At 71.6% G+C, this 22,153-nt stretch carries 15 protein-coding genes; 11 read left to right on the forward strand and 4 right to left on the reverse strand.

Annotated features, from left to right (window positions below; all coding sequences use genetic code 11):
• The first annotated feature begins 11 nt into the window (after positions 1 to 11).
• From AC0NH5_RS09815 to AC0NH5_RS09830, 4 genes are all read left to right on the forward strand, one after another.
• Positions 12 to 962, forward strand: coding sequence for a choice-of-anchor M domain-containing protein (locus AC0NH5_RS09815; RefSeq protein WP_474402167.1), 951 nt, complete (start codon positions 12 to 14; stop codon positions 960 to 962).
• Positions 959 to 1,693, forward strand: coding sequence for an anchored repeat-type ABC transporter ATP-binding subunit (locus AC0NH5_RS09820; protein WP_474402170.1), 735 nt, complete (start codon positions 959 to 961; stop codon positions 1,691 to 1,693). Before AC0NH5_RS09815 ends, AC0NH5_RS09820 begins: the two co-directional genes overlap by 4 nt.
• A gap of 1 nt (position 1,694) precedes the next feature.
• Entirely contained in the window at positions 1,695 to 2,549 is an 855-nt protein-coding gene (locus AC0NH5_RS09825; RefSeq protein ID WP_474402172.1) for an anchored repeat-type ABC transporter permease subunit, read from the forward strand.
• A 234-nt stretch (positions 2,550 to 2,783) separates the two neighbouring features.
• Positions 2,784 to 6,029 (forward strand): choice-of-anchor M domain-containing protein, encoded by a 3,246-nt coding sequence (locus tag AC0NH5_RS09830; RefSeq protein ID WP_474402174.1) that lies wholly within the window; start codon positions 2,784 to 2,786, stop codon positions 6,027 to 6,029.
• A gap of 57 nt (positions 6,030 to 6,086) precedes the next feature.
• On the opposite strand, the gene AC0NH5_RS09835 is transcribed toward AC0NH5_RS09830, so the two are convergent.
• Together AC0NH5_RS09835 and AC0NH5_RS09840 are read right to left on the reverse strand one after the other, a co-directional pair.
• A complete protein-coding gene (locus tag AC0NH5_RS09835; protein ID WP_474402177.1) occupies positions 6,087 to 9,287 on the reverse strand; it encodes a LamG-like jellyroll fold domain-containing protein in 3,201 nt (1,066 codons plus the stop codon).
• A gap of 103 nt (positions 9,288 to 9,390) precedes the next feature.
• Positions 9,391 to 10,449: a tartrate dehydrogenase gene (locus tag AC0NH5_RS09840; protein WP_474402179.1), complete on the reverse strand. Its 1,059-nt coding sequence runs from the start codon at positions 10,447 to 10,449 to the stop codon at positions 9,391 to 9,393.
• 110 nt (positions 10,450 to 10,559) lie between these two features.
• On the opposite strand from AC0NH5_RS09840, the gene AC0NH5_RS09845 reads away from it, so the two are divergent.
• Both AC0NH5_RS09845 and AC0NH5_RS09850 read left to right on the forward strand, forming a co-directional pair.
• Positions 10,560 to 11,363, forward strand: a complete 804-nt coding sequence (locus AC0NH5_RS09845; RefSeq protein WP_474402183.1) for an MEDS domain-containing protein — start codon at positions 10,560 to 10,562, stop codon at positions 11,361 to 11,363.
• Complete coding sequence (locus AC0NH5_RS09850) at positions 11,360 to 12,313, forward strand: anti-sigma factor RsbA family regulatory protein (RefSeq protein WP_474402185.1); 954 nt, start codon at positions 11,360 to 11,362, stop codon at positions 12,311 to 12,313. Before AC0NH5_RS09845 ends, AC0NH5_RS09850 begins: the two co-directional genes overlap by 4 nt.
• 161 nt (positions 12,314 to 12,474) lie before the next feature.
• Here the strand turns inward: AC0NH5_RS09850 and AC0NH5_RS09855 are convergent, their stop codons facing one another.
• Positions 12,475 to 12,867, reverse strand: a complete 393-nt coding sequence (locus tag AC0NH5_RS09855) for an STAS domain-containing protein (RefSeq protein ID WP_474402187.1) — start codon at positions 12,865 to 12,867, stop codon at positions 12,475 to 12,477.
• A 350-nt stretch (positions 12,868 to 13,217) separates the two neighbouring features.
• On the opposite strand from AC0NH5_RS09855, the gene AC0NH5_RS09860 reads away from it, so the two are divergent.
• The 5 genes from AC0NH5_RS09860 (at position 13,218) to AC0NH5_RS09880 (ending at position 20,532) form a co-directional block, all read left to right on the forward strand.
• Positions 13,218 to 14,267: an arabinan endo-1,5-alpha-L-arabinosidase gene (locus tag AC0NH5_RS09860; RefSeq protein WP_474402189.1), complete on the forward strand. Its 1,050-nt coding sequence runs from the start codon at positions 13,218 to 13,220 to the stop codon at positions 14,265 to 14,267.
• Between the two features lie 8 nt (positions 14,268 to 14,275).
• Positions 14,276 to 15,733, forward strand: a complete 1,458-nt coding sequence (locus AC0NH5_RS09865; RefSeq protein ID WP_474402191.1) for a family 43 glycosylhydrolase — start codon at positions 14,276 to 14,278, stop codon at positions 15,731 to 15,733.
• A gap of 59 nt (positions 15,734 to 15,792) precedes the next feature.
• On the forward strand, positions 15,793 to 18,066 hold the full coding sequence (locus AC0NH5_RS09870) for a beta-L-arabinofuranosidase domain-containing protein (protein ID WP_474402193.1): 2,274 nt from the start codon (positions 15,793 to 15,795) through the stop codon (positions 18,064 to 18,066).
• 104 nt (positions 18,067 to 18,170) lie between these two features.
• Positions 18,171 to 19,619 (forward strand): GGDEF domain-containing protein, encoded by a 1,449-nt coding sequence (locus AC0NH5_RS09875; RefSeq protein ID WP_474402195.1) that lies wholly within the window; start codon positions 18,171 to 18,173, stop codon positions 19,617 to 19,619.
• Between the two features lie 94 nt (positions 19,620 to 19,713).
• Positions 19,714 to 20,532, forward strand: coding sequence for a DUF4142 domain-containing protein (locus AC0NH5_RS09880; RefSeq protein ID WP_474402197.1), 819 nt, complete (start codon positions 19,714 to 19,716; stop codon positions 20,530 to 20,532).
• Positions 20,533 to 20,538: 6 nt separating this feature from the next.
• On the opposite strand, the gene AC0NH5_RS09885 is transcribed toward AC0NH5_RS09880, so the two are convergent.
• The gene (locus AC0NH5_RS09885) at positions 20,539 to 22,032 is read right to left on the reverse strand and encodes a hypothetical protein (protein WP_474402198.1); all 1,494 of its coding nucleotides are present in this window, start codon (positions 22,030 to 22,032) and stop codon (positions 20,539 to 20,541) included.
• Positions 22,033 to 22,153 lie beyond the last annotated feature (121 nt).

Below are 22,153 nucleotides of genomic sequence, written 5' to 3' on the forward strand. Positions count from 1 at the left end.
TGAGGAACCCCGTGATCAACTATCTACTGGCGCTCACTCTCGCGGCGGCTCCCAGCCCGTCCGCCGGCCTGGGCCAAACCCTCGACCCCGGCCAGTCCCAGGCCACCGGCCGCGCCGTGCTGGAGACCGGCCACGTCGACGTCGGGCCGCGTCTGCGCGACGGCAAGTGGACCATCCAGATCCACGACGACCACGCCGCGCCCGCGGTCTGGCGCGAACCCGCCGACACCGTCCTGCGCATCCGCGACACCGCCCTGCAGCGGGTTCCGGACGACGAGAACTACGCGTTCCTCGGCGCGCGGCCGGGCGAGCAGGTCCACGTCGTACCGCAGACCGAGAAGCCCGGCGTGGTCTGGATCGGCTGGAACACCCAGGACCCCGGCGTCCTGCGGGCGATCAGCCGCGGCGTCACCATGAGCTTGCGCGGCGTGCAGGGGCCGGGCGACCTCACCGTGTTCCTGCAGTCCGGCAACCTCGGCGCACCCCAGGTCCTGTGGAGCTCGGCCAAGCCGTTCCCACAGCCGATGTGGGTCGAGACCAACACCCACACCCACGCCAACTGGGTGTTCGGCAAGCCCGGCAACTATCAGCTCGCCGTCGACATCACCGCCGATCTCGCCGACGGCTCCACCGCCTCGGCCACCACCGTCCTGCGCCTCGCGGTCGGCGACGCCACGAAACCCGACTTCGACACCGCTTTCACGGCACCCCTACCGTCCGCTTCCGCTGCCGCCGCCACCTCCGATCACACTTCTTCGGGTACGACCGGAGCACTCGCCCTCACCGGTGCCGGCCTGCTGGCCGCCCTGCTCGTCGCCGCCCTGATGATGCGCCAATCCGCGGTCCGCCGCCGCGCCGAACGCGAACGCGCCACCTCGTCGCCCGTCGCCTCCCCCGGCACCGCCGCGTCCGAGGGCGACAGCGCCGCCGGGACCGCCGGAGCCGCCGGGGCCGGCCGATGACCGCCGCCGCCCTGGAGCTGACCGGGGTCACCGTCGAGCTGGGTGGCCGTTGCGTACTGCACGACATCAACCTGCGCGTCACCCCTGGCGAGCTGGTCGCCCTGCTCGGCCCGAACGGAGCCGGCAAGACCACCCTGATGCGCGCGGCCCTCGGCCTGGTCCGGCTGCGCACCGGCCGGGTGACGGTCGCCGGTGCCGCCGCCGGTTACGTCCCCCAGCGTCACGAGTTCGCCTGGGACTTCCCCGCCTCGGCCGAGGACGCCGTGCTCAGCGGCCTGGTCCGCCGGATCGGCCTGTTCCGCCGCCCGTCGGCCGCACACTGGCAGGCCGCCTGGGACGCCCTCGATCAGGTCAACCTGGGTGACCTGCGCAAACGCCCGGTCGGCGAGCTCTCCGGCGGCCAGCGTCAGCGGGTCCTCGTCGCCCGGGCCCTGGTCCTGCAACCGCCGGTGCTGCTGCTCGACGAGCCGTTCACCGGCCTGGACATGCCGGCCCAGGAGAACCTGACCGAGCTGTTCACCACGATCGCGAAGGACCACGCCGTGGTGATGGCCACCCACGACCTGACCGCCGCCGCCTACACCTGCGACCGCCTGATCCTGCTCAACCGCACGGTCGTCGCCGACGGGCCCGCAGCGGACCTGAAGGACCCGGCGATCTGGATGCGCACCTTCGACGTCGGCCCGAACAGCCACCTGCTCAAAGCCCTCGCCCTGCCGGCCGGAGTCTGACATGTCGCCACTCCAGTTCCTCGCCGACCTGCTCAACCCGGACCTCGCATTCCTGCCGAAAGCGCTGGTCATCGCCGTACTCTCGGCAACCATGTGCGGCGTCGTCGGCTGCTACGTCGTACTGCGCGGGATGGCCTTCATCGGCGACGCCGTGGCGCACGCCGTCTTCCCCGGCCTGGCCATCGCCTTCCTGTTCTCCGGCAGCCTGGTCGTCGGGGGCACCGTCGCCGGCGTCGTCACCGCCCTGCTGGTCACCGTCTACGCGCAGAACCGGCGGCTCAAGGAGGACGCCGTCATCGGCGTCTTCTTCGTCGCCGCCTTCGCGCTCGGCATCGTGGTCATCTCGCGGGCGCCCGGTTATGCGGGCTCGCTCCAGCAGTTCCTGTTCGGCTCCATCACCGGCATCCCGGACCGGGACCTGTTCATCGTCGGCGGCACCACGATCGCCGTGCTGCTCGCGGTGTTCCTGCTGCACAAGGAGCTGGTCGCGGTCACCCTGGACCGGGAGACGGCCCGGGCGCTCGGCCTGCGGGTCTTCTGGCTGGACCTGGTGCTCTACGTGCTGGTCACGCTGGCCGTCGTGATGGCCGTGCAGACCATCGGCAACATCCTGGTCCTGGCCCTGCTCGTCACGCCGGCCGCCACCGCCCGCCTGCTCACCGACCGCCTGCCGGTGATGATGGCGCTCGCGCCGCTGATCGGGGCCGGGTGCGCGCTGATCGGCCTCTACCTCTCCTGGTCGTGGGACCTCCCGGTCGGCGGCACCGTCGTGCTCACCCTCACCGCCGCGTTCCTGCTGGCGCACCTGCTCGCCCCCCGCCACGGCCTCCTGGCCCGAGCCCGGCCCAGCGTGTGAAGTTGCGCCCCCACACGCACCCCACCTTCACACACCTGCTCGCTCCCCAACCAGCGTGTGACGTTGCGCCCCCACACGCACCCCACCTTCACACACCTGCTCGCTCCCCCACCAGCGTGTGAAGTTGCGCCCAGATATGGACCACAACTTCACACGCGGTCAGCCGTGGCCTTGATCGGGATGCGGCTTCCACTTCTGTCGCCCGGTTCGGGCGTGCCCATGGAAGGACGTTCAGTGACGACCATCTCCCGCCCGCGCCGGCGTGCGGCAGCCCTGGCGCTGATCACGATCGGGGCCGGCGCCGTCCTGGCGCCGGCGTCGACCGCGACAGCCGCCGAGGGCCCCGCCCCGCAGCCACGGGAGCACCGCGTCATCGCCGGGGTGCACACCGACGCGGTGTCCACCTTCCTCGACGACGGCCGGCTGGCGCTGGCGTCGAGGGCCGACGTCGACGAGGGCAACGGCACCCGGTTCGACGCCGGCGACATCTGGTTCCACCTGGCCGACGACGCGAAGGCCACCGTCGCGGCCGGGTACGAGTTCATCGCGCCGGCCGGCAGCCCGGTGTGGATCGCCCCGGAGTCCAACCCCGGCGCGGGCCGGCTCTGGCCCGGCTTCTCCACCGAGTCGGTGCCCGCGGGCGCCGTCGAGGGCAACCAGACCACGTTCACGCTGACCGGGCTGCAGGGCCCCGGCAGCCTGGAGCTGTTCACCGCGGCCGGTTTCGGCGGCGCCGAGCGACTGTGGTCCTCCGACGAGGACACCTTCAGGTCCTTCACCGTCGGCCGCACCCACATGCACGCCAACTGGGCGTTCAGCGCGGCCGGCACGTACCGCATCGGCGTGGAGGCCGCCGTCACCGCCGGTGGCGCCCGGCAGACCGCCCGGGCCACCTACACCTTCGTCGTCGGTGGCCTGCCCGCCGCCACCGGCACGACCACGGTGCTGACCACGAGCGCCACCGTGATCGCCGGTGACCGCGTGACGCTCGACGCCACGGTCACCCCGCCGGACGCGGCCGGCTTCGTCGAGTTCCTCGACGGTGACACCGTTCTCGGGCATGCGGCGGTCTCCGGCGGGCGGGCGTCCCTCGACGTCACGACGCTGCCGCTGGGCAGCCGCTCGGTGACCGCACGCTTCGTTCCGGGCGTGCTCAACCAGTTCGCCCGCTCCACGTCCGCGCCGGTGACCGTCACGGTCACCGAGCAGGCCGGCGGCGACGTCTTCGCGATGACCGGCCTGGCCGACCGCTACCGGGCGGGCGAGATGATCGACCTGCGCTTCACCGGCGTCACCCTGGGCGAGGGCGACCAGGCGCTCTGGCTCGTCCGCCCCGCCGGGCAGACCACCGCCTATCTCGCGACCACCGGCGAGCGGTACACCCGGGACGCCACCGTCGCCCTCGACGGCGCGGAGCTCAAGGTGCAGATCCGAAACGCGGGCAACAAAGTCGTGCAGGAGACCGGCTACCGCGCTTTGAAGGTGGACGGTCCCGACATCGGAACAGGTGAGTCCATCGCGCTCACCGGAATACGCGACAGCTACTACGTGGGAGACCCGGCACGGGTCTCCGTCGAGCACCGTGCTCTGGCCGACGGTGAACGGGGCCGGTGGTTGATGCGGTCTGTGCCGGGTGGCACCGCGTGGGAGGAAGTCGGCGAATGGGCGCTGCCCACGGCGGTTCCGGGCAGCCCGAACACGTACCTGATCGACACCATGTGGCTCAACCAGAACGAGTGGGCGTACGAGATCGTCACCGCGGACGGCGCGGTCGTGGGCCGCTCCCTCGCTGTCACCGCGAAAGTCACTGACCGGGAGCTGCTGCTCTCCGGTGTCCGCACCGTCTACCGGACAGGAGACACGCTGACGGCGGAGTCGGAGCTCTACCCCGCACGTGCGGGCCTCACCTACGAGTGGGGCATCGCGGACGACCAGTGGACCCCGATCCCCGGTGCCACTTCGCCCTCGATCGAACTGCCGGTCACCGCGGACCTCGACGGCAAGACCCTGTACCTGACCGTCACCGACGCCGCCACCGGCTTCCACGTCGCCGGAGCCCAGCAGGAGCTGCGGGTCACCGACGCCGCACCCGGCGAGCAGCTGCTGTTCCTCGAGTCGCTGTCCGGCCATTACCACCAGGGGTACCCGATCCGGCTCAACGCCTTCGCCGACCCGGTGGCGAGCGACACCGACACCTACCGGTGGCTGTGGAAGCGCGCCGACCAGGCCGATTTCGGCGTCATCGACAAGGTCACGACGGCGAGCCACGAGCTGCGCGCCGAGCAGGCTCTCGACGGTACCCAGGTCAAGGCCGAGCTGTACTCGGCCGGCGGCGAGCTGCTCGCCACCAGCGAGCCGTCCACCATCTACGTCGACGACCACGGCGCCGCGCCCAAGGAGAAGGTGACCCTCAACGGTCTCGCCGACAGTTACCGCGCCGGCGATCAGGTGGAGCTGACCGCGTCGGTCGCGCCGGCCTCGGTGCTGACCCGCTGGGAGTGGTACGTCCAGAAGCGCGGCGAGGACACCGCCCAGGTGCTGGCCGGCCGGCATGACAGCCGGCTGTCGCTGACCGCCGCCGCCGACCTCGACGGCGCCTCGGTGTTCGCCCGTCTCACCTTCGACGACGGCCGCAAGTACGTAGAGTCCGCCCCCGTGGTCGTGCACGTCGGTGCCGCCGGCGAACCGGGTGACCTCGCCCTGGCGGTGTCCGGCCTGGCCGGCGGCGGGTACCGGCCCGGCGACGCGGTCACGCTGCAGGCCGTCCAATCGCCGCGGGGCCCGCTCACCCGGTACCAGTGGTTCGTCGAGCAGGACGGCGGCTTCACCCCGGTGACCGGCGAGACCGGCGCATCCTACAGCTTCACCGCCACCCGGGCGCTCGACGGCAGCCGGATTCTCGTCAAGCTCTACGACGGCGGGACCGTGGCCGCCACCAGCGCCCCGGTCACCCTGAAGGTGGCCGCCGCCGAGCCGGGCGGTGGCGCCGCCAAGTCGGTGACCGCGAGCATCAACGAGACCGACGGCGCTCTCGTGATCAGCGTCGCCGCCGCCGACCGCGCCGTCACGCTGCCCCCGGCCGCCCTGAACGCCGCGGGCGACCGCTGGGAGGCCACCGGCGCGATGCGGCCGGTGACGGTCACCGACACCCGGGCCGCCCGGCCCGGGTGGAGCGCCTCCGGCCAGGTCGCCGGCGGTTTCCGCGCCGGGGACGGCACGTCCTTCACCGGCAGCTACCTGGGCTGGGCGCCCACCGTGGTGCGGCAGGCCGACCGGCAGGGCGTGGTGGCCGGGCCGGTCACCGCCCCGGACCGCGACGGCACGCGCGGCATGGGCCTGGACGGCAGCGCACTACTCGCGACCGCCCCGGGCGAGGCCGGCCTGGGCACCGCCCAGCTCGACGCCGAGCTGCGGCTCAGCGTGCCGACCGACACCACGGCCGGCACCTACACCGGCACGCTGACGTTGACGGCCATCTGAGCAGACCGCAGAGGGCCCACCCCGAGCCCCGGGGTGGGCCCTTGTCGTCCGCGGGGGTCAGGGCGCCTCGGCCGTGTGCAGGGCCGCGATCTCCGCGTCGGTCATCGCCCGGTCCACCACGTGCACCTGGTCGATCGCGCCCGACCAGAAGTCGACCCGGTTGCCCGCGTACTTCGCGCGCCCGACGGACAGCGGCCCGGTGCTGATCGCGTCCGGGCCGGCCGGCGCCGCGGCCACCCGCTGACCGTCCAGATAGAGCCGGATCTCGCCGGTGGCGTGGTCCCGCACGCCGGCCAGGTGGTACCACCGGTTCAGTTCGGGGGTGACCACGTGCCGGGCCCGGTTCCCGCCGGGCGTGCTGAACGCGAACGCGCCCTGCCCGTACTGCAGGTAGAACGGGTTCTCCACCCGGCGGCCGTCCTGGCTGACCGCGGTGGCGTAGTTGCCCGGCACCTCGTCGAGGGTCACCCAGGCCGACACCGTGTAGTCCTTCGTGGTGTCCAGCACCGGCGCCGCCGTGTCCGCCGAGTCGCCGTCACCGTCGAAGGCCAGCGCCGAACCGCTGACCCCGGGCGCCCACCGGACGTCGCCGGACAGGGTCAGGTCGCTGTCCCCGCTGCTGTCCCGGGCCGTCGTCCCGCTGCCCTCGTCCAGGTTCCAGTCAGCGCGCCCGGGGAAGACCGCGTCCGCACCGGCCGTGGCGCCGGCCGCGATCACCTTCTCGTTGATCGCCCGGACCGGCGCCGGATCGACCTTGATGACGCGCCGGTCGTACGTCCAGAGGCCGTTGAGTTCGGTCTCCAGATCGGTGATCTGGGTGTACACCGAGCCGGACAGTTCCGCCCCGGCGCCCTCCAGGTAGTACCGCTCGGTGTTGTCGACGTACTTCGCGGTGAGCGCCGCCTTGTCGGCCACCCCGCTGTAGATCGCCGCGGGCGGCCCGGGCCACATGTGTCCCGGCGTGCGCAGCGTGAACCCGCCGTGCTCACCGTCCATCGCGATCCGGGTGGCGTCCGGCCACGGCGGGTCGTTGTTGACGTAGTCGTGGTGGTCGATCACGTCGCCCTTGCCGGCGTCGCCCTTGGAGTTGCAGCAGTTCACCCCGCTGTGCGCGTTGAGGATGCGGGACGGGTCGGCCGCCTTCATCTGCTCGGCGATCTGCCCGGTCGCGGTCCGGTCCCACTCGCCCCAGCCCTCGTTGAACACGATCCAGCCGATGATCGACGGGAAGTTGTGCAGCTCCCGCATCATCTCCCGGCCCTGGCTGAGGAACGCCTGCTGACCGGCGGCGCCGGTGATGTCCGCCGAGACGAAGTCCTGCCAGACCAGCAGGCCCAGCTCGTCGGCGTGCCGGTACCAGCGGGCGGATTCCACCTTGATGTGCTTGCGGACCGCGTTGAACCCGAGCTTCTTCGTCTCCACCAGGTCGAAGCGCAGCGCGGCGTCACTGGGCTGGGTGTGCAGGCCCTCCGGCCAGAACCCCTGGTCCAGGGTGGCGAGCGAGAAGATCGGCTTGCCGTTCAACACCAACTTCGGGAAACCACCGACATTCTGTACGCCTACGTCGCGCATGCCGAAGTAGGCGCGGACCTTGTCGACGGCGCGACCCTGCGTGAGCGTGACGTCCAGGTCGTACAGGTGAGGGTCGTCCGGGCTCCACAGCCGTGGCTTGGCGATCTTGATCGTCAGCGGGGTGCCGGCCCGGCCGGAAGCCGACCCGACGGTGCGGCCCCTCGCGTCCCGGGCGATCACGGATGCCTGCGCCGAGGTGGACGCCGACTCGACCGTCACGGCGACCGACCCGGTCGCCACCTGCGGCGTCGCGACGACCTGGTCGACCGCGACCGGCGAGACCGGCTCCAGCCAGACCGTCTGCCAGATGCCCGAGGACGGCTCGTAGACGATGCCGCCCGGATTCAGCGACTGCTTGCCCTTCGGCTGGTCCGGCCCGGTGACGTCGGTGACCGCGACGATGATCTCCTGGGGCCCGCGGCCGCGCAGCGCGCCGGTGATGTCCGCGGTGAACGCGTCGTACCCGCCGGTGTGCTCGGTGACCAGCGTGCCGTTCACCCAGACTTTCGCCTGGTAGTCGACGGCGCCGAAGTTCAGCTTGACGCGCTTGCCGGACCACTCCCGCGGCACGGTCACCAGCTTGCGGTAGAACATGTGGTCCTCGCGCCGCTCGATGCCGGACAGCAGCGACTCCACGGGGAACGGCACGATGATCCGCTCGTCGAGCCGCTTGCCGAAGACGGGCTGCTCGCCGGCCTGGGCCGGAGCGAACTCCCAGGGCCCGTTGAGGTTCAGCCAGTCCTTGCGGACGAGTTGCGGCCGCGGGTACTCCGGCAGCGGCTTGTCGACGTTCAGCTTCTCGCCCCACGGGGTCAGGAGCCGGTGCGCCGAGGTGTTGGCCGCCGAGCGGATCACCTGCGGAACCGTCTCGCCGCCGACCACCAGGCCGCCGGCGCCGTCGTAGTTGACCCGGACCCGCTGCTCCTGCTGGATCGCCGCGTCCAGGGTGATGACGACCTTCGACCGGTCGCGGCGGTCGACCCGCACCGACCTGACCGGGAAGCGGGTGGTGTCCACCTCGACTGCCAGGTGCGCCGCGAGATCAGCGAGATCGTTCACGGGTGCGGCGAAGTCCGCGACCACGCTCCTGCCGTCCTGGCTGACGGTGAAGTCGACGGGGAAGATCTGGAAGCCGTCCGGCGGCGTGAACGCCGACTCCGGCACGATCTGCTTCTCCAGCCCGTCGGCCGCCCAGCGCAGGAAGAGGTTCGCGCCGCCGATGTCCTGGAACATCTCGATGCGCACAGTGCGCGCCTCCCCGGCAACCAGCCGCACCGGCGCGCTGGTCTGCTCGCGGTCCCAGTCGCCGACCCAGTGGTCGATCACCGGCTGGTCGTCCAGGAAGAAGCGGAAGCCGTTGTCGCCGATCATGGAGAACGTGTAGTCCCCGGTCGCCGGCGCGGTGAGCCGGCCGGTCCAGCGTGCGGTCGTGTGTTCGGTGCGCCCGAGCAGCGACTCGAACGTCCCGGCCAGGCCCGGCAGGTCGATGTTCGGATCGAGCAGCACGCCGCCCAGCTCGGCGAAGTCGCGGGCGCCCGGCGCGGACATCCGGAAGTACTCACCCTTGAGACCGTGGACCGCCGCCGCTTCCGGCGCCCGGGCCGATGCGGCGCCCGCGGGTGCGACGAGGACGGAGAGGGCCAGCAGAACCGCGAGCAGCAGTGGTCGTAAGGGTGATCGTGGCATCGAGTGTTTCCCTTCGATCAACGACACATTGCGCTCACATTGACGTAGTGACATGTGTGATGTCAACAGAAGCCAACAGGAATCGACATTTTCGCTAGTGCGATTAGTTCCTCACCCGGTCCAGCGCCGCTCGGGTGAACGCCGCCGTGTCCGCCGAGCCGCCCAGGTCCCGCGTGCTCGTCCCGGCGGCCAGCGCCCCGAAAGCCGCGTCCACCAGGTCCGTGGCCGCCTCCGGATGCCCCAGATGGTCGAGCATCATGGCCGCCGACCACATCGCGCCGAGCGGGTTCGCGACACCCTGACCGGCGATGTCCGGCGCCGACCCGTGCACCGGCTCGAACATCGACGGGAAGTCGCGCTCCGGGTTCAGGTTCGCGGCCGGCGCGACCCCGATGCTGGCCGCCACGGCGGCGGCCAGGTCGCTGAGGATGTCGCCGAACAGATTCGATCCCACGATCACGTCGAAGCGCTCGGGCGCCAGCACCAGCTTGGCCGCGAGGGCGTCGATGTGCTCCTTGTCGCTGCGGACCCCGGGGTGCTGTGCGGCCACCGAGGCCACCACCTCGTCCCAGAACGGCATCGTGTGCACGATCCCGTTGCTCTTGGTCGCCGACGTCACATGGCTGCGGCGGGTCGCGGCCAGCTCGTACGCGAACGACGCCACCCGGGTCACGCCGCGCCGGGTGAAGACCGCCTCCTGCACCGCGAGTTCGTCCTCGGTCCCCCGCCCGAGCCGGCCGCCGATCTCCGAGTACTCCCCCTCCACGTTCTCCCGCACCACCACGATGTCGACCTCCCCGGCGCGGGCGCTGCGCAGCGGACTCGGCACCCCGTCCAGAACCTTGACCGGCCGCAGGTTCACGTACTGCCGGAAGGAGCGCCGGATCGGGATCAGCAGCCCCCACAGCGAGACGTGGTCCGGCACCCCGGGCCACCCGACCGCGCCCAGCAGCACGGCGTCGTGCCCGCGGATCCGGTCCAGCCCGTCGGCCGGCATCATCGCCCCCTCGGCCTGGTACCGCCGGCAGGACCAGTCGAAGGAGTCGTAGGTGAAGTCGATGCCGTGCCGGCGGCCGACGGCGTCGAGCAGCGCCGTCGCGGGCGGAAGCACCTCGGCGCCGATGCCGTCACCGGGGATGAGTGCGATGCGATAGTTGGTCACCGATCGAGTAGACGACCGTCACTGCCCGCGGACAAGACGCGAGGCCGCCTCCCGGGAAAGTGCCCCCTCGGTGCCGAAAACGGCGTACGGTCTTCGGCTACTGTTGCCGGGTGACGATCAAGGCCGGGCACCTGTGCTGGGCGTACGACGACCCGCGGGCGTTCGACGGCCGCGCCCGCGAGCTGCTCCGCGCCGGGCTCGCCGCGGGCGAGCAGGTGTGGTTCGTCGGTGGCCTGCGGTCCGGCGCGACCAGCGACTGGCTCCAGGACGTCGTCGCGGCGCGGCGCCCCGGCACGGCCCGGATCGTGTCGATGGAGGACGCCTACGGCAGCAGCCGGGTGATCGACCCGGCCGCGCAGGTCGCTGCCTACGCCGCCGCCACCGAAGCGGCCCTGGCCGACGGTTTCACCGGGTTGCGCGTGGTCGCGGACGCCACGACGCTGGTGGGCACCGACGCACAGCGCGAGGCTTTCGCCCGCTACGAGTACCTGATCGGCCGGTACATGCGGGACGAGCCGATGCAGGCGGTGTGCGGGTACGACCGCACCCGGCTCGGCGACCGGGCGGTGGCCGAGCTGGCCTGCCTGCACGAGTCCACCAACCACGCCGCCGTGACGTTCCGGCTGCACCCCGGCGGGACCAGCGCGGCGACAGTCCTCGACGGCGAGCTGGACATGTCCACCGAAGACACGTTCGCCGACGCCCTGCAGCGCACCGACCTGGCCTCTGCCGACGGCGAGGTGACGGTGGACGCGCGCGGACTGCGCTTCGTCGACCACCGCTCCCTGATGATCCTCGACCGGTTCGCCCGGACCCGCGACGTCATCGCGGTCGTCCGCACCCGGCTCGGCTCGACCGCCCGGATCGCCGAGCTGATCGACCTGTCCCACGTGCGCGTGGAGGTCCGGCGATGAGGACCGGAGCGGCCGCCGGACATGTCGGCTACTACCACGAGGCGGTCTGTTACGCCTCGGACGACGACTTCCTCGCGGTCGCGGTGCCGTTCCTGCTGGGCGGGGTCGAGGCCGGCGAGCCCACCGTCGTGTCGCTGGGCGAGCGCACCGCCGGCCTGCTCCGGGCCGTGCTGCCGGCCGGCGCCCCGATCACCTTTCAGCCCGGCGGCTCGCTGTACGCCCGCCCCGCCGCGGCGATCCGCTCCTACCGGGACCTGCTCGCCGGGTACGTGGCCGGCGGCGCCGCGCAGATCCGGATCATCGGCGAGATCCCGCCGGCCGGACTCGGGGTGACCTGGGACTGGTGGGCACGGTACGAGGCCGCGATCAACCACGCGTACGACGAGTTCCCGCTGTGGAGCATGTGCGCGTACGACACCCGCAGCACCCCGGGGCCGGTACTGGCCGACGTGCTGCGGACCCACCCGCGCACCGCTCTCCCGGACGGCCGGCACCTGCCGAACGAGACCTACGTCGACCCGGTCACGTACCTGAGTGAGCCCCGCCCGCCGGTCACCGACCCGTTGCAGCTCACCGAGCCGCTGGCCGATCTGCCCGGCCCGACCGCGGCCCAGGCCCGGCAGGCGACCCGCGCCGCCGCCCTCGGACTCCCCGATCAGGACGTCGACGACCTGCTCGTGGCGGTCAGTGAGGCCGTCTCCAACGCGCACCGGCACGGCGCCGGGCCGGTGCGGCTGCGGCTCTGGCGCGGCAGCGACCGCGTCGTCGTGGCGGTCACCGACGCCGGCGCGGGCCCACGGGATCCGTTCGCCGGCCTGCTGCCGGCCCGGGAGCGGACGGACGGCGGGCTCGGCCTGTGGATCACCCACCAGTCCTGCAACCACGTCGCCCTGCACCGGCACGCCGACGGCTTCACCATCCGGATGACCGCCGGCAACCCCGGCCGCTGAGCACCGGCGTGTGTGAAGTTGCGGTGCACAACGCACCCGAACTTCACACACCCGTCGCGACCCCGGCGTGTGTGAAGTTCCGGTCCACAACGCACCCGAACTTCACACACCCGTCGCGACCCCGGCGTGTGTGAAGTTCCGGTTCGGATCGCACCCGAACTTCACACACGGGGCTGGCGGACCTGGCGGGGCACGGCTCCCTGGGTGGCGGTGAGGGCCTGGGGCACGGTCTCGAACACCCGGAACGCGGTGTGCAGGCGCATCGTCCGCAGCACCGTCTGCACGAACCGGGACGGCCCGACGAGCAGCAGTTCGCCGCCGTTGCGGCGGGCCGCGTTGCGGCCCCGGACCAGCGTGTTGAGACCCAGGGAGTCGACCGCGGCGGCCGCGGTCAGATCGACGATGACGTACGGGCGGAGCGCCACCGCGTTGTCCAGCGCCGTCCGCAGGTCCCCCACCACGTCCAGGTCCACGTCCCCGGACAGCCGGACCACCACCGCCGTGGTCGTCAGCGTCAGGCCCACCCGCACCGGCGCCTCGTTCTGTGTCTTCACGTCTCCGGCCCGCCTCCCGCTCGTCGGTTCCTGCTTACCAGCGTCACGCTGTGATTCTCCGATGATCCCGCAGAGTCATGACGATCCCATGACAACCGGCTTCGCGCCCCAGCTCAGCAGCTACGTTTACGCTAACAACGAGCATCTCCCGCACAATGCAGCGCTGAAACTGCATGCCGCGCAATATGCTTATCCATCTTGACGGCCTTGGATGTTAACGAGAACATCGAGGCGTCCCCGATCCGTCACACGTCGGTCATCCCCCGGCAACACCCCCTCGCCGGACCGGCACGGATCACAGCAGCGCCGGCGGTCCCCCTACGCCGCCGGCGCCCCATCGAAGGACCGTCATGAGCACCTCCACCTCCCCCGTACCCCGGTCCCGTACCCGGTTCGCCGCGGTGTTCACCGGCCTGGCCGTCGTCGCGGCGGCCGGCGTGGCCCTGGCGACCCGCCCGTCCGACGCCGCCACGGTCGCCGCGCCGCTCGCCGCGGCGACCCCGACCACCCCGCCCGCGGCCTACCCGAACCCGGGGGCGGTGACCGGCAATGTGGACGCCCACGACCCCACGATCGTGAAGCGGCCGAACGGCGGTTACCTGCTCGCGCACACCGGGCACAACATCGCCCTGAAGACCTCGGCGGACCGGACCGCCTTCCGCAACGCGGGCGCCGTCTTCCCCGGCGGGGCGCCGTGGACCACCACCTACACCAACGGCGACCGGAACCTGTGGGCGCCCGACCTCACCCATCGCGACGGCCGGTACTGGCTGTACTACTCGGCCTCCAGCTTCGGCTCCAACCGGTCGGCGATCTTCCTGGCCACCAGCACCACCGGCGAGTCCGGCAGCTGGACCAACCAGGGCCTGGTCATCGAGTCACGCACGTCGGACAACTTCAACGCCATCGACCCGAACCTGTTCGTCGACTCGGACGGCCGCTGGTGGCTCAGCTTCGGCTCGTTCTGGTCCGGCATCAAGCTGATCCCGCTCGACTCCGCGACCGGCAAGCGGTCCGGCACCACGATCCACAGCATCGCCGGCCGCAACGGCGGCGCGATCGAGGCGCCGGTCATCACCAAGCGCGGCTCCCACTACTACCTCTGGGTCTCGTTCGACCGCTGCTGCCAGGGCGCCGCCAGCACGTACCGGGTGATGGTCGGCCGCTCGACCAGCGTCACCGGCCCGTACGTCGCCCGCAACGGCACCGCGATGAACTCCGGCGGCGGCACGCAGATCCTGGCCGGGCACGGCGACATCCACGGTCCCGGCCACCAGGCCGTGCTGACCGACACGGACGCCGACGCGCTGGTCTACCACTACTACGCGAACAACGGGGCGGCCCGGCTCGGCATCAACCTGCTCGGGTACGACTCCGCCGGCTGGCCGTTCGTCTACTAGGAGCGATCATGAGGAAACGTATCCTGACGGCGGCGGCCGGCATGGTCCTGGCAGTCACCGGCACGGTGGTCGTGACGACCGCCGCCGACGCGGCCACGGTCCAGGCCGGTACGCCGTACGTGCTGGTCAACCGCAACAGCGGCAAGGCGCTCGACGTCTACAACCTGGCCACCGGCGACGGCGCCGCGATCAATCAGTACACCCGCAACGACGGTGCCTGGCAGCAGTGGAAGTTCCTGGACGCAGGGTCCGGCTGGTACCGGGTGCAGTCCGTGCACAGCGGCAAGGTCCTCGACCTGCCGACCACCGCCGACGGCGTGCAGCTGGTGCAGAACACCGACCGCAACGACGCGCGCCAGCAGTTCCGGCTCGCCGACTCGGCCGGCGGCCACGTCCGGCTGATCAACCGCAACAGCGGCAAGGCCGTCGAGACCTGGGAGTGGTCCACCGCCGACGGCGCGATGGTCTCGCAATATCAGGACATCGACGGCGCCAACCAGCAGTGGCAGCTGATCCCGCTGACCAGCGCGGCACGCACCTTCACCAACCCGATCAAACGTAACGGCCCGGACCCGTGGCTGCAGCACCACAACGGCTACTACTACCTGGCCACCACCACGTGGAACTCCACCATCACGATGCGCCGCTCGGCGACGCTGGCCGGGCTGGCCACCGCCGCCGACCAGGTGATCTTCAACTTGGCCGGGCGGCCGAACGGCTGCTGCAACATGTGGGCGCCGGAGTTCCACCTGATCAACGGCCGCTGGTACTTCTACTACACCGCCGGGCAGAACGTGTCCGACTACAACCCCACGCAGCGGCTGCACGTGCTCGAGTCGGCCGGCACCGACCCGATGGGCCCGTACACCTTCAAAGCCACCCTCGGCAGCGAATGGGCTCTCGACGCCAGCGTCCTCAAGGTCGGCAGCAACCTGTACCTGATGGGCACCTACAACGGCGGAACGAACGGGCAGAGCAACTTCATCCAGCGCCTGTCCAACCCGTGGACCCTCACCGGCTCGCGGGCCCGGCTCAGCTCACCCACCCTGTCCTGGGAACGCCAGACCCACCCCGTCAACGAAGGCCCCGAGCCGCTCTACCGCAACGGCAAGGTGATGGTCGTCTATTCCGCCTCCGCCTGCTGGGGCCCCGACTACAAACTCGGGCTGCTCACCCTCACCGGCACCGACCCGCTGAACATCAACCACTGGACCAAGAGCCCGAACCCGGTCTTCCAGCGCAACGACGCCAACAGCGTCTTCGCCCCCGGCCACAACGGCTTCTTCAAGAGCCCGGACGGCACCGAGGACTGGATCGTCTACCACGCCAACGACTCGGCCGGCGGCGGCTGCGACATGAACCGCTCCACCCGGGCCCAGAAGTTCACCTGGAACGCCGACGGAACCCCGAACTTCGGCACGCCGGTACGCCTCGGCGTCACGCTGACCGCCCCGTCGGGCGAATGATCCCCCGCCTGCCCCGGCCCACCGCCGGGGCAGGCGGCCCCTTTGATACCGGAGGTCCCGTGTCCCCGCTCCCCGTGACCCGTCGCAGCCTGCTCGGCGCCGCCCTCGCGTCGGCCGCCGGGTCGGCCCTTCTCAACCGCTCACCCGCCGCGGCGGCCGTCGTCCCACCCGTCCGCGCCGACCTCGGCGTCGCCGCCTACCAGTTCGAGCTCGGCCAGGTACGCCTGACGGCCGGCCGCCTCCTGGACAACCAGAACCGCACCCTCAACTACCTGCGGTTCGTCGACGTCAACCGGCTCCTCTACGTGTTCCGCGCCAACCACGGCGTCTCCACCGGCGGCGCGGCGGCCAACGGTGGCTGGGACGCGCCCACCTTCCCGTTCCGCAGCCACGTGCAGGGCCACTTCCTCACGGCGTGGGCGCAGGCCTGGGCGGTGCTCGGCGACACCACGTGCCGCGACAAGGCGAACTACATGGTCGCCGAGCTGGCCAGGTGCCAGGCGTCGAACGGATACCTCTCCGGCTTCCCCGAGGCCGACATCACCGCGGTCGAGAACCGCACCCTCAGCAACGGCAACGTGCCCTATTACTGCATCCACAAGACCCTCGTCGGCCTGCTCGACGTGTGGCGCCTGATCGGCAACAACCAGGCCCGCGACGTGCTGCTGCGGCTCGCCGGCTGGGTGGACACCCGCACCGCACGGCTGTCCACCGCGCAGATGCAGGCCATGCTCGGCACCGAGTTCGGCGGCATGAACACCGTGCTCGCCGACCTGTACCAGCAGACCGGCGACGCCCGCTGGCTGACCGTGGCCCGGCGCTTCGACCACGCCGCCGTCTTCGACCCCCTCGCCGCGAACCAGGACCGGCTCAACGGGCTGCACGCCAACACCCAGGTGCCCAAGTGGATCGGCGCGGCCCGCGAGTACAAGGCGACCGGCACCACACGGTACCGCGACATCGCCGCCAACGCCTGGAACATCACGGTCGGCGCGCACACGTATGCCATCGGCGGCAACAGCCAGGCCGAGCACTTCCGGCCGCCGAACGCGATCGCCGGTTACCTCACCAACGACACCTGCGAGCACTGCAACACGGTCAACATGCTCCAGCTCACCCGGGAGCTGTGGCTGATCGACCCGAACCGCGCCGCGTACTTCGACTTCTACGAGCAGGCGCTGCTCAACCACGTGGCCGGCGCGCAGAACCCGGCCGACAACCACGGCCACGTCACCTACTTCACCCCGCTGCGGCCGGGCGGCCGCCGCGGCGTCGGGCCGGCGTGGGGCGGCGGGACCTGGAGCACCGACTACACCACCTTCTGGTGCTGCCAGGGCACCGGTGTCGAGGTCAACACCCGGTTGATGGACTCGATCTACTTCCACAACGGCACCACGCTGACGGTCAACCTGTACGTCCCGTCGACGCTGAACTGGTCGCAGCGCGGCATCACGGTCACCCAGAGCACCACCTTCCCGGCCGGCGACACCAGCACGCTGACGCTCTCCGGCACGATGAGCGGCTCGTGGACCGTCCGGGTGCGGATCCCGTCCTGGACCAGCGGCGCCACGATCAGCGTCAACGGCCAGGCGCAGAACGTCACCGCCACCCCCGGCAGCTACGCCGCGATCACCCGCACCTGGGCGGCCGGCGACACGGTCACCGTGCGCCTGCCCATGCGGGTGGTGCTGCGGGCCGCCAACGACAACCCGAACGTGCAGGCGATCACGTACGGCCCGGTCGTGCTGGCCGGCAACTACGGCAACACCGCACTCAGCGCCATGCCGACCCTCACCACGTCGTCGGTCACCCGGACCAGCGCCGTGGCCAACGGCGCCACCGTCAACCTCGTCCCGTTCTACGACGCGCACGGATTCAACTACACCGTCTACTGGTCGACCTCGGCCGCCGGCGCGACGTACAAGCTGGTCAACGCCGCCTCGGGGCTGGTCCTCGGCATCCAGGACATGTCCACGGCCAACGGCGGCGCCGCCCTGATCTGGGGCGACACCGGCACCGCCGACCACCGGTGGACCAGGATCGCCGACGGCGACGCGGTGCGGTTCCGCAACGTCAACAGCGGCAAGGTGCTCGGCGTGGACGCGATGTCCACCGCCGACAACGCCCGCGTCCTGCAGTGGGACGACAACGGCACCGCCGACCACCGCTGGCAGCTGATCGACGCCGGCAACGGGACCGTCAAGATCCGCAACGTGAACAGCGGCAAGCTGCTCGGCGTGGCCGGCAACGCCACCACGCAGGGCGCCTTCGCCGTCCAGGAGTCCGACAACGGCACCGCCGACAACCTCTGGCGGCTCGTCGCGGTCGGCTGACCACCGCGCGGCCGGCCGGCGCCCCGACGGCCGGCCGCGCGGATGTGACACACCCCATCGGCGTCTTCATCAGATCGGCGGGCCACCCGCCGATGCCTGCCTCCGTGGATCATCTGCGTCGACGCCCGCTGTGGCAGTGGTGGCTGTTCGGCGGCGGTCTGACCGCCGCCGTCTATCTGGCTCTGCCGTCCGGCAATCCCTGGACCTGGGCCGTCTACAACGTGTTCGGCTTCGCCGCCGCGACGGCGATCGTCGTCGGCATCCGCCGGAACCGGCCTCGCCGGCCCGGCGTGTGGCTCTGGTTCGCCGCCGCCCTGGCGCTGTGGGCGGTCGGCGACGTCGTCTACGAGCTGCAGTACTTCGCCTGGGGCTGGGAGACCTTCCCGGCCCCGGCGGACGGGCCGTACCTGCTGGCCTACCCGCTGTTCGCGATCGGCGCCTACCGCCTGATCAAGGGCCGCATCTCCGGGCGGGACCGGGCCGGGCTGCTGGACGCGGCGATCGTCTCCACCAGCCTCGCGCTCCTGTCCTGGTCGTTCCTGATGCGGCCGATCGCCGCCGACGAGTCGCTCGGCGTGCTCCAGCGGGTGGTAGCGCTCGCCTACCCCACCGGCGACCTGCTGCTGATGGTCATGGTGGTGCGGCTGATCACCACTCCCGGCGCCCGGACCGCGAGCTACCGCCTGCTGATCGCCGCGATCGGCGCCCAACTGATCAGCGACGTCGGCTACGCGGTGGTCAACATGTTCACCGTCTACACCGACGGCATCCTCGACGCGGGCTGGCTCGCCATGTACCTGCTGTGGGGAGCCGCGGCCCTGCACCCGTCGATGCGGGCGCTGTCCGAGGTGGCGCCGGACCGGGCGGAACGCTTCACCCGGGGCCGGCTCGCCCTGCTCGCGATCGCGTCCCTGCTCGCCCCGGTGGTGCTCACCGTGCAGGGCTTCACCGGCCCGGCCACCATCGACTGGGCCGCCATCGCGCTCAGCTCGGTGCTGCTGTTCCTGTTGGTGCTCTGCCGGATGGCCGGACTGATCTCCCGGGTCCAGGACCAGGCCGCCCAGCTGCGCGCGCTGGCCCACAACGACGGGCTCACCGGGGTGCCGAACCGGCGCGCGTGGGACCTGGAGCTGAGCCGGGAGATGGCCAAGGCGGTCCGCAGCGGCGAGCCGGTCGCGGTGGCGCTGCTCGACCTCGACCATTTCAAGCGGTTCAACGACACCCATGGGCACCCGGCCGGCGACCGGCTGCTCAAGGAGGCCGCGGCGGCGTGGCGTGATCAGTTGCGCACCGGCGATCTGCTGGCTCGCTACGGCGGCGAGGAGTTCGGCGTGCTGCTGGTCGGCCAGTCACTGGAGGCCGCGCTGCCGGTCCTGGACCGGATGCGCGCCGCCACCCCCCACGGCCAGACGTTCTCCGCCGGGGTCGCGCTCTGGGACGGCCAGGAGATCCCGGAGCAACTCGTCGGCCGGGCGGACGAGGCGCTCTACGAGGCCAAGCGCGCCGGCCGAGACCGGGTGACGGCCGCCGCAGGGAAGCAGGCCGTCATGTGACCGGACGATGGTCTGACCGAAATCGAACACGTATTGATCCGATCTCGCCGTCCATCCGTTCTTCTGCACAACAGCTGCTGAGAGGGGTGGACGCGTGAGCGCCGTCGATCGGGTGTGGAACTGGCGCCGGATGACCGGCTTCGCCTTCGCGGCGATGGTGCTGGTGTTGATCGAGCCGCGCGCGGCCCGGGCCGAACCCGGCGTGCCGCTGCCGCCGAACCAGCTGATCACCGACACCGGCGAGGGCGCCGTCTCCGAGGCGGACAAGGACTTCGCCGTCAAGGTGCGCCTGGCCGGGTTGTGGGAGATCCCGGCCGGTGACATGGCACAGGACAAGTCCGAGGACGCCCGCATCCGCAAGATCGGCAAGGACATCGCCGAGCAGCACAAGGTGCTCGACAAGATGGTGCGCGAGGCGGCCACCAAACTGAAGATCAAGCTGCCGAACGAGCCGAACGAGGACCAGCAGGGCTGGCTCGACGAGATGCGGGACGCCAAGGGCGGCAAGTTCGACCAGGTCTACATCGACCGGCTGCGGGCCGCGCACGGCAAGATCTTCCCGGCCATCGCCACGATCCGGACGAGCACCCGCAACGACACCATCCGCAAGCTCGCCCAGCGCGCCAACCAGTTCGTGATGACGCACCTCACCCTGCTGGAGAGCAGCGGCATCGTCGACTTCGAGGCGCTGCCCACCGCGCCGCCGCCCGCCGCGGCCACGAACACGAACGCGAAGGCCGCCGCCGATGACACCGATCCGGTCCTCTCCTCGGCCGGCGCGGGCAGCCCGACCACCGGCGTGAACCTTCCGCTGGTCGGCGCGGTGGTGATCGCCGGGATCGGCGCTGCGGTCCTCGTCACCCGCAGGCTCGGCCAGGACCCGCGCCGCCGGCGACGCCGGCGCTATTACTGAGGATCTTCACCAGGGCACCGAGCCGAGCCGCAGATGACCGAAACCGAACAGGTCGTTCGGGCTGTACCAGGAGAAGACGAACCGGTCCGCGGTGCTGAGTTCGGCGTGCCCGGCGAGCGCGTAACACCCGTAGCCCTCCGCCGAACACGCATCCGGCACCTTCCCGGCCGGCCCCGCACGCCACGGGCCGGCCGGTGCGTCCGCCTCGAAGATCTGGAACCGGCCGTCACCGAACCCGGTCTGCACGACCATCGCGAGCCGGTGCGCGCCGAGCCCGCTGTGGTCGGCCACGTGCAGCGACCCGGCGAACGGCACGGCCACGATCGGCGTCGCCCGCCCCGGATCGGGTGTCCACGAGCCGTCCCACCAGCGGTAGTTCGCCGGATCACCCCACGCCGACGGGTCCGCGCCGACCCGGGCCACCAGGATGCGCCCGTCGGCGGCGTCATGCGCGTACAGGTACAGGTGCCCGTCACCGCCGAACACCGGTGACCCGAGCCGCATCGCGACCGGCAGCCCGGCTTCGAGAGGCTCCGCGGCGAACGGTGTGACAGTGTGCTCGAACCGGTTGGCCACCGGGTCGTAGACGACGAGCGTCAACCGCTGCGTCCGCAGGTCGGTCGAGGACAGCACGCAGGTCTGCGCGTACGAGATCAGAAGTCGATCCCGGCCGGGAACGCGCGCGACGCCGGTCGGCCAGGACGCCGGATAGGGTTCGGCGCCGTCGCAGCTCTGCCACGGCCCGGCCCGCAGACCGGTCGGCGCCGGCAGAAACGGCTGCGGCTCGGCGGGCGACGCAGGGACGGGCTGCGCGCCGGCAGCCGGCGGGACAGTGGGCTGCGGCTCGGTGTGCGCGGCCGCGTGCGGCGCGGGCGGCGTCGGCACCTCGCGCAAGGCGATCGGCGAGGAGCCGCGGTGGTACGACCCGAGCGCCGCCGTTGTTCCCGGAAGGAACGCCGGGCCGTTGCGCTGCGACGTGTCGCCGAACAGCCACAGGCTCATCGCCGGTGACCAGGCCGCGCTGAGCCCGGCGTCCCGGGAGATCGGCCGGGCCGCCGTGTCCGCGTCCGACAACGGGCGCCCGAGATCGGTGGTGGCCGCGGTCCCGTCGCCGGCGGTCCGGAAGTTGCGGGTGGCACTCGGGTTGCCGGCCGCCGGCCGGTCCCCCGGTGTGGTCACCGGCTCACCCGGCTGCCCGGTGCACACGCCGGGCAGCGCGACGTCGCCGTAGGTGCAGAACCGGCTGCGATAGACGGTGTCCGCCGCCAGCCCGCCGATCGTCTCGGTGACCTGACCGGAGGCGGTCGTCGTGCGCAGCGGCGTAGTGGTGGTCGTCTGGGCGCCGTCCGGCCAGTACTCGAACCAGTGCGTGCACCGGGTCGCGCAGGACAGCTCGGCGTGCAGGGTGGCGGTGACACCCACCGGCCGGGGTGGGGCGGGCGGCGAGGAGCAACTGCTCGCCATGAGGGCGGTGCACAACACCGCGGCGGCCACCCTCATCCATCCATGGTGGCACTCGGTGGGCGACGCGGCGAAGCAAAGCGGCCGCGCAAGGAGCGGCGGCGGGGCCGGAGCGGGCACTTCGACGCGGTGCGCGCGGCCGTGGCGGTGCGGCCGAGCG

This window comes from Actinoplanes sp. 13, from assembly GCF_056134165.1.